This is a genomic window from Ensifer sp. SSB1, assembly GCF_016652895.1.
Classification (GTDB): domain Bacteria; phylum Pseudomonadota; class Alphaproteobacteria; order Rhizobiales; family Rhizobiaceae; genus Ensifer.
Map to the genome: position 1 here is coordinate 1 of NZ_JAEPRP010000252.1, position 7,528 is coordinate 7,528.

Annotated in this window: 9 protein-coding genes; 2 read left to right on the forward strand and 7 right to left on the reverse strand. The window is 63.6% G+C overall.

What is annotated here, in order from left to right; all coding sequences use genetic code 11:
• Positions 1-269: 269 nt before the first annotated feature.
• Entirely contained in the window at positions 270-464 is a 195-nt protein-coding gene (locus I8N66_RS34690) for a hypothetical protein (RefSeq protein WP_113535078.1), read from the forward strand.
• Positions 465-479: 15 nt separating this feature from the next.
• Here I8N66_RS34690 and chrA read toward each other — a convergent pair whose 3' ends face one another.
• The 4 genes from chrA to I8N66_RS34710 all read right to left on the reverse strand — a co-directional run bounded on the left by chrA (position 480) and on the right by I8N66_RS34710 (position 4,174).
• Positions 480-1,886 carry a chromate efflux transporter gene (gene chrA, locus I8N66_RS34695; RefSeq protein WP_113535077.1) on the reverse strand — a complete coding sequence of 469 codons (1,407 nt, stop codon included), beginning with the start codon at positions 1,884-1,886 and terminating at the stop codon, positions 480-482.
• Between the two features lies 1 nt (position 1,887).
• The gene (locus I8N66_RS34700) at positions 1,888-2,709 is read right to left on the reverse strand and encodes a sulfurtransferase/chromate resistance protein (protein ID WP_113535076.1); all 822 of its coding nucleotides are present in this window, start codon (positions 2,707-2,709) and stop codon (positions 1,888-1,890) included.
• A 204-nt stretch (positions 2,710-2,913) separates the two neighbouring features.
• Positions 2,914-3,672 (reverse strand): alpha/beta hydrolase, encoded by a 759-nt coding sequence (locus I8N66_RS34705; protein ID WP_291164284.1) that lies wholly within the window; start codon positions 3,670-3,672, stop codon positions 2,914-2,916.
• Positions 3,673-3,907: 235 nt separating this feature from the next.
• Entirely contained in the window at positions 3,908-4,174 is a 267-nt protein-coding gene (locus I8N66_RS34710; RefSeq protein WP_113535074.1) for a hypothetical protein, read from the reverse strand.
• A gap of 142 nt (positions 4,175-4,316) precedes the next feature.
• Here I8N66_RS34710 and I8N66_RS34715 point away from each other — a divergent pair, with 142 nt between their 5' ends.
• Entirely contained in the window at positions 4,317-4,646 is a 330-nt protein-coding gene (locus tag I8N66_RS34715; RefSeq protein WP_113535234.1) for a YciI family protein, read from the forward strand.
• A gap of 27 nt (positions 4,647-4,673) precedes the next feature.
• Here the strand turns inward: I8N66_RS34715 and I8N66_RS34720 are convergent, their stop codons facing one another.
• The 3 genes from I8N66_RS34720 to cysT all read right to left on the reverse strand — a co-directional run.
• Positions 4,674-5,801, reverse strand: coding sequence for a sulfate/molybdate ABC transporter ATP-binding protein (locus tag I8N66_RS34720; RefSeq protein WP_291164289.1), 1,128 nt, complete (start codon positions 5,799-5,801; stop codon positions 4,674-4,676).
• A 13-nt stretch (positions 5,802-5,814) separates the two neighbouring features.
• A complete protein-coding gene (cysW, locus tag I8N66_RS34725) occupies positions 5,815-6,705 on the reverse strand; it encodes a sulfate ABC transporter permease subunit CysW (protein ID WP_162768987.1) in 891 nt (296 codons plus the stop codon).
• The coding region (gene cysT / locus I8N66_RS34730; protein WP_291164292.1) for a sulfate ABC transporter permease subunit CysT at positions 6,695-7,528 on the reverse strand (834 nt) is incomplete at its 5' end. The genes cysW and cysT, both read right to left, overlap by 11 nt.

Sequence of the window (7,528 nt, forward strand, 5' to 3'; positions counted from 1 at the left end):
GTTTCGCCAGGGGATCGCGCATGTTCAATGTCCTCGCTTCTTGTTGCCTGCCGTGTGGCGGCGGTGCAGACTTAGGGTGATAAGCAGTCGACACAAGGTGAGCCGCCGCTAATCGCTCGATTATCTTGCGATGTGTGCCCTCGCGGTTCGATCGTTGTCGGGATCCCGCCGGGCGCGCTGTGGAATCGCCAGCCTTGCGGCGCGCGGTTGCCGTGAGGTCGATTGGCTGGCACTGTCTTTCATGCTGAACCGTTCCCATGAGGACACTGATGTCGCAACAGACGGACAAACAAGATCCACCTCCGCGCCTGATCGACAACTATCGGCCGGTACAGTTGAAGGCCGTGCTCGCCGCCTGCGCCGTGAAGCATCGCGAACCGCCACCGCCTCCGCCGGAAGAGCGCTTCTATGGCGCGCAACTGCCGGAGGGATTTCATCTCCCGCAATCGGTCTACGACGACTAAACGCCATTTTCGCAATCAGTTGCTTGCAAGCGTCCAGGCCATGCCTGCAAGCGCACATGCAAGCAGCGTCGTGATCACCGAGGCATTGAAGCGGAAGATCGCGACGCCGGCCGCAAGCGTCAGCAGGAGCGATGGCATCACCAGCGACTTCAGCACCGGCAGGTCGAGTGCGAACGGCCCCAATTGCCACGTTACTTGCTCCGCAAACAGTGTGTGAAGCCCGAACCAGACGGCGAGGTTGAGGATTACGCCGACGACGGCAGCGGTAATCGCCGACATTGCACCCGTTAGCGCGGCATTGTTCCGCAGCCGCTCAATGAAGGGTGCCCCGAGGAAGATCCAGAGGAAGCAGGGCACGAAGGTAACCCAGGTGGTCAGCATCGCCCCCAAAGTCGCCGCCATCATCGGGTGGAGCGTGCCGGGAGCGCGGTAGGCGCCCATGAATCCGACAAACTGTACCACCATGATCAGCGGTCCGGGCGTCGTCTCGGCCATGCCGAGCCCGTCGAGCATCTCGCCGGGTTTCAGCCAACCGTAGTGCTGTACGGCTTCCTGGGCGACATAGGCAAGCACGGCATAGGCGCCGCCGAAGGTGACGACCGCCATCTGGCTGAAGAACAGGCCGATCTGGCTGAAGACGTTGTCCCAGCCGAGGAAGATGACGAGCAGCGCCAGGGGCACGAGCCATAGCGCAAGCAGGACGCCGGAAATCCGCAGCGACCATGCAAGGTTCGGGCGGGCATGTGCGGGGATTTCCTCGCCGAGCGCAGAATCCTCGTCCTTCAGAACCGGGCCGCTGCCGCCCTTGTGCCCGCCGCCGATGCGAAAGAGCGGAGATCCGCAGCGGGCGCCGATGTAGCCAAGCACGCCGGCTGCCAGGATGATCAGCGGGAAGGGCACTCGGAAAAAGAAGATGGCGATGAAGGCAACCGTCGCGATGCCGATCATCATTCGGTTCTTGAGTGCGCGGCCGCCAATGCGAAAGACGGCCTGGACGACGACCGCGAGCACGGCGGCCTTGAGGCCGAAGAAGAGGCCTTCGACGACAGTGACATTGCCGAGGGCGGCGTAGATGTAGCTAAGGCCGAGGATCGCCAGGAAGCCCGGAAGCACGAACAGAAGTCCGGCAACAAGGCCGCCGGCCGTTCTATGCAGGAGCCAGCCGATATAGACAGCAAGCTGCTGCGCCTCCGGGCCGGGCAGAAGCATGCAATAGTTCAGCGCATGCAGGAAGCGATGCTCGCCGATCCAGCGCTTTTCATCGACGAGGATGCGGTGCATAACCGCGATCTGCCCGGCTGGTCCGCCAAAGCTCAGCGCCGCAATTCGCGCCCAGACCCGCACCGCCTCGCCGAACGAGATGCCGTGGCTTTGCCCCTGCCGCACCACATCGGGCGCGGCCTTGTCAGCAATATCGGACATCTCAAAGGTCCTTCTTGGGCGAGGGCCAATTGTGCGTCTCATTGGTCGCATCCCGACACCAACGATAGAAGGCATCGTAGAGCAGCATTCCCGCCTCCAACTGCTCCAGGTCGTCGGCATACATGCGGGAGAGGCCGAGGGAAGCGGCGAGCAGGCCCGGCGCCTCGGGCGCCAGCTCGAGGCGCGCGGTGTCGGCTCCGCGCACGATGGTCGCGAGCCGGAGCAACGGCGTGGTTGCAAGGCCGAACTGCTCCACCATGACATCGAATGTGCAGAGTTCGCCGCGGTGGCTCCAACGGATCGGCGCATCGATATCGAATGGCGTTGCTCCGAAGCGTTCGCCGACCATTTCGGCTTCCGACGGCGCCACGTACAGGAAGACCGCCTTCGGGTCGACGAAGCGTCGGATCAACCAGGGGCAGGCGATGCGGTCGATCTTCGGTCGCGCCCGCGTGACCCAGACGGACCGTCCGCTTGCATCCCGTTCGGGTATCGCGGAAACGGGCACGGCCGGATAGCCGGCGCTGGCCCAGGCCTCGAAACCGCCATCGAGCACGTCGGCAGCAATGCCGGCATTGCGAAGCCAGGCGGCAACGCCATGGCTGAGCTTCTTGCCCTGCTGACAGATGATGATTGCCGATGCCTTGGTAACACCGTCGATCCAACTCTGCATCTGGCGATAGTCGCGCCTGTAGGAACCCGGGATGAGGCGGGGATCGGTATCGAAATCGTCATCGATCCTGACATCGATCAGTTCGGGGCAGTTCGGTGTGCCGATGAGGCGGGCGAGTTTTTCCGAGGATATTTCGAGAAATGACGACATGACGCGTCCTCCGGATGAGCGGTTCTATGGACGCGATGCTTCGGCTGGCGCCTCATGGGGTGATCGCACCCCCATGCATGAAGTCTTCCGCTCTTTCACCGGGCTGTCAAGCCGGCGGCCAGGAAACGTGGAACGTCTTGAGGCCCGCTGTCCTGAGTGCGGAAGGGCGCCGCACTCAGGACGCAGACGCGCGGCGTGTTCGGGTTATTTGCCGGCGTCCTTGGCTGCGGTTTCGATGATTTCGGCGACCTTTTCCGCTTGGGAGGCAAAGACGGCGTGGCTCGCCTTGATTTCTCTGATCTGGCTACCGGCGCGTTTGCCCATGCTGCGTTCCAGCTCTGGATTGATCGCTCGGTCTTCGGTCGCCACGATCGCCCAGCTCTTCTTCGTCCGCCAAGCGGGCTCACCGGCCTTCGCAGTGAAAATGTCCTTTGCGGCAAAGACTTGCGACTTCGCCGCAAAGGCTGCCTCCGCCTTGGGAAGATCGGCAGCAAAATCGGCGGCAAACGCTGCCGGATCGAGATAGAGATATTTGCCGTCGGGGGTTTCCTTGATGCTCCTTGCCGCCGGCGGCTTCGAACCGGCAAGCGTTGCAACGTCTTCGCCCTTGTCTGGCTGAAACGCCGCAACGTAGACCAGACCTTCGACCTTCTGGTGATGGCCGGCCTCGCTGATCACCATTCCGCCGTAGCTGTGCCCGACCAGCAAGGTCGGCCCATCCTGCAGGTCCAAGACACGGTTCGTCGCCTCGATGTCGGCGGCGAGCGATGTCAGCGGTTCCTGCACGACCGTCACGTTGAAGCCGCGCCGCACAAGGATGTCGCTGGCCTGGCGCCAGCCCGAGCCGTCGGCGAAGGCGCCGTGCACGATGACGATGTTCTTGATATCTGCCGCCTGGGCAGCGAAGGCGACCACGCTCGTTGCAAACGCAAGAGCAACAGTGGAGAGAATACGGCGGCGCATGCGATCGTTCCTTCTGTGTTCATGAAGTGACGATCTCAATCTGGTGCCAAGAGGTATCCCGGATATGTCGGGCCTCACCCGGAAATGTACCGCAATGTACGGCAGGGCGATCTGCCGCTTGGTAATCCGGCCTGATGCGTTGGCTCTGGCTCAGGCCATGGCCAAGTGACCGCGGGAGCCGTCCACCCCGCGGCGCACTCCCTCAGGCACAGTGCCGAATGCAGGCGCATGTGCCCTATGATTCAACCAGGATCTTGATTGATTCCGGCACCACGCCATCAAACGCCATGGCGTCGGCCGCGGCCTGGCCCTGCAGGGCTTTCGCCAGCGTCTCCATATCGGGAACGTCCATGAGAATGGCTACGTGCGTCTGGTCGCGAGGATCGACGAAGGTGCGAAGGTTTGTCACGCCGAGAGAACCAAAGAATTCCTTGCGCTTTGGGGACTTCAGCCAGTGTTCCGCACCTTTTGTGATCTTGTGGTGGGCGATGATGGTCGGCATTGCATCCTCCCTGTTGTGATGCGGACACAGGAGCCGTCGCAACTTTTCCAATGCATCCGCGTTCCCTCACGGAAGGCCTCGCCGGCCCGACTGTCAATTAGCCCGTCGGAAGTAGAATGCCGTTGCCAGGAGGATGTTGCTCATGCCGAAGTTCGTGACGATCGGATATGGAGACCGTGCGGGCTACGACCGTACCCCGGCAGCCGTCCGGAATGCGGCGCATGCCCATGACGCCGAACTTCAAGCAAGAGGAGCGTTGATGGGGATCGCCGGCACGCCAGTCCAGGTGCGCAACGCCGAGGCAGCGCAGCTCGAGAAGAAGAACGGTCCGTTCATGTCGTCTTCTCTGCCAGTGGCGGGGTTCGCGGTGATCGAGGCGGCCAATCTGGCGGAGGCGATCGATATGGTGTCGCGCACCCCGTGCGCGGTTGCCCACGGGGTGGTAGAGGTCTGGCCGCTCGAGACTTCTTGAGCCGGACGCCCCGATGTCCGACGCCTCTTAGGAGGCCTGGGCAACCAATGTTGGTTCCTGCATTTCGATCGTGCGGCTCTCGGTCTTCGCCTCCGAGGCTACAGCCTGCTGCCTCTTATCCCTGAAGAGTTTCCACTTTGTGGGCCTGAAGGCGATGCGGCTGTGGTCGCCGGCAGCGGCGCGTTCGGGGGAGAGTTCGATCTCGACATGCGGATGGTTGCGGCCGAGGTCGAGTTCGAGATGGCGGGTGCCGGCGACACGGCGGCTGGCGGCGACGAGGCCGGCGAGACAGCCGCCGCAGCCGTCGATCAGCTCGATGTCATGCGGGCGGAAGTGCAGGTTGGCCGGACCGTCCGGCTCGGCCGGGGCTCTGAGCCCGATCGGCCGGTCCTCGAACCAGATCTCGCCGTTCGAGAGCGTGACCGAGAGGCAGTTCGACTGGCCGATGAAGCCGAAGACGAAGGGCGAGACCGGATGGTCGTAGATCTCGTCGGGGGTGCCGACCTGCTCGATCGTGCCCTTGCTCATGACGACGACCCGGTCGGCCAGCTCCAGCGCCTCCTCCTGGTCGTGGGTGACGAAGATCGTCGTGTGGCCGGTGCGGTCGTGGATCTCGCGCAGCCATTTGCGCAGTTCTTTTCTGACCTGGGCGTCGAGCGCGCCGAAGGGCTCGTCGAGCAGAAGCACGTTGGGTTCCACCGCCATGGCGCGGGCGAGCGCCACGCGCTGACGCTGGCCACCGGAAAGCTGCGCCGGATAACGCTTGTCGAGGCCGGAGAGCTGCACGAGGTCGATGAGGTCGAGCGCGCGGCTGCGGATCTCGGCGGCCGGCGGCCTTCGGTTGGCCGGACGCACCTTGAGGCCGAAGGCGACGTTGTCGAGCACGGTCATGTGGCGGAAGAGGGCATAGTGCTGGAAGACGAAGCCGATGTTGCGCTGCTGCACCGTCTTTTGCGAGGCATCCTCGTCGCCGAAGTAGATCGTGCCGCCGGTCGGGCTTTCGAGACCGGCAACGAGACGCAGCAGCGTCGTCTTGCCGGAGCCGGAGGGCCCCAAGAGCGCGATCAGCTCGCCGGAGCGGATATCGAGCGAGACGTCGTCGAGCGCCGGGAAGCGGCCGAATTCCTTGCGGATATTGTGAACGCGCACGTCCATAGCGTTTGACCTTTCAGTGCCTGCGGCTGGCGGCGATCTCGGCGCTGTAGCGGATCTCCAGCGCCGTCTTCAAGATGAGGGTGATCAGCGCCAGCAGCGCCAGCAACGCCGCCACCGCGAAGGCGGCGACGAAGTTGTATTCATTATAGAGGATTTCCACCTGCAACGGCATGGTGTTGGTCTCGCCGCGGATATGGCCCGAGACCACCGAGACGGCGCCGAACTCGCCCATGGCGCGGGCGTTGCACAAAAGCACGCCATAGAGCAGCCCCCATTTGATGTTGGGCAGGGTCACATGCCAGAAGGTCTGCCAGCCGGAGGCGCCAAGCGACAGCGCCGCTTCCTCGTCGCTACTGCCCTGTTCCTGCATCAGCGGGATCAGTTCGCGGGCGACGAAGGGGAAGGTGACGAAGACGGTGGCCAGCACCAGGCCCGGCACGGCAAAGAGGATCTGGATGCCGTGGCTCTGCAGCCAGGGGCCGATCAGGCTGTGCGAACCGAACAGAAGCACGAAGACGAGACCGGAGATTACCGGCGAGACCGAGAACGGCAGGTCGATCAGCGTCGTCAGGAAGGCCTTGCCCTTGAACTCGAACTTGGCGATCGCCCAGGCGGCGGCGACGCCGAAGACGAGGTTGAGCGGCACGGCGATGGCCGCAACCGTCAGCGTCAGGCGGATCGCCGAGAAGGTCTCGGCATCGCCAAGCGCTGCGATGAACTCGACCGGTCCCTTGCGCAGCGCCTCGGTGAAGACGGCGGCGAGTGGCAAAAGCAGAAACAGCGCGACGAAGGCCAGCGCCGTGATCGTCAGCGTCAGCCGGGCAAAGCGGCTTTCCGAGGTTGCCGCCTGCAGTGGCCTGGCTGCGGGCATGGTTCCAGCGCCGGCGGTCAGATCATGCGACATAGACATATCTCCGCCGGCTCCAGGCCTGGATCGAGTTGATGAGGAGCAGCATGGCGAACGAGATCGCCAGCATCACCGCGGCAATGGCGGTGGCGGCGGCGTAGTTGAACTCTTCCAGCCTGATCACGATCAGCAGCGGGGCGATCTCGGAGACGTAGGGCAGGTTGCCGGCGATGAAGATCACCGAGCCGTATTCGCCGACGCCGCGGGCAAAGGCGAGGGCAAAGCCGGTGAGGCCGGCCGGCAGCAGCCCCGGCAAAAGCACCCGGCTGATCGTCTGGAAGCGGCTGGCGCCAAGGGTGGCGGCTGCCTCCTCCACCTCCTTGTCGATCTCCTCCATGATCGGCTGCACGGTCCGGACGACAAAGGGCAGGCCGACGAAGATCAAGGCGACGACGATACCGGCAGGCGTGAAGGCGATCTTCAACCCGAGCGGCTCGATGAACTGGCCGATCCAGCCGTTCGGGGCATAAAGCGTCGTCAGGGCAATGCCGGCGACCGCGGTCGGCAGCGCAAACGGCAGGTCGACCATGGCGTCGATCACCCTTTTGCCGGGGAAGCGATAGCGCACCAGCACCCAGGCGAGGATGACGCCGAAGATCAGGTTGATGATCGCCGCAAGAAAGGCCGTGCCGAACGAGATCGTCAGCGCGTTCAACGTGCGCGGATCGAGCGACAACGCCACGAACTGCGACCAGCCCAATCCACTGGCGCGAAACACCAGGCCCGACAACGGGATCAACACGATCAGAACCAGCCAGCTCAGCGTGATCCCGAGCGACAACCCAAATCCAGGCAAAACACTCGGCTGGCGAAACCGCCA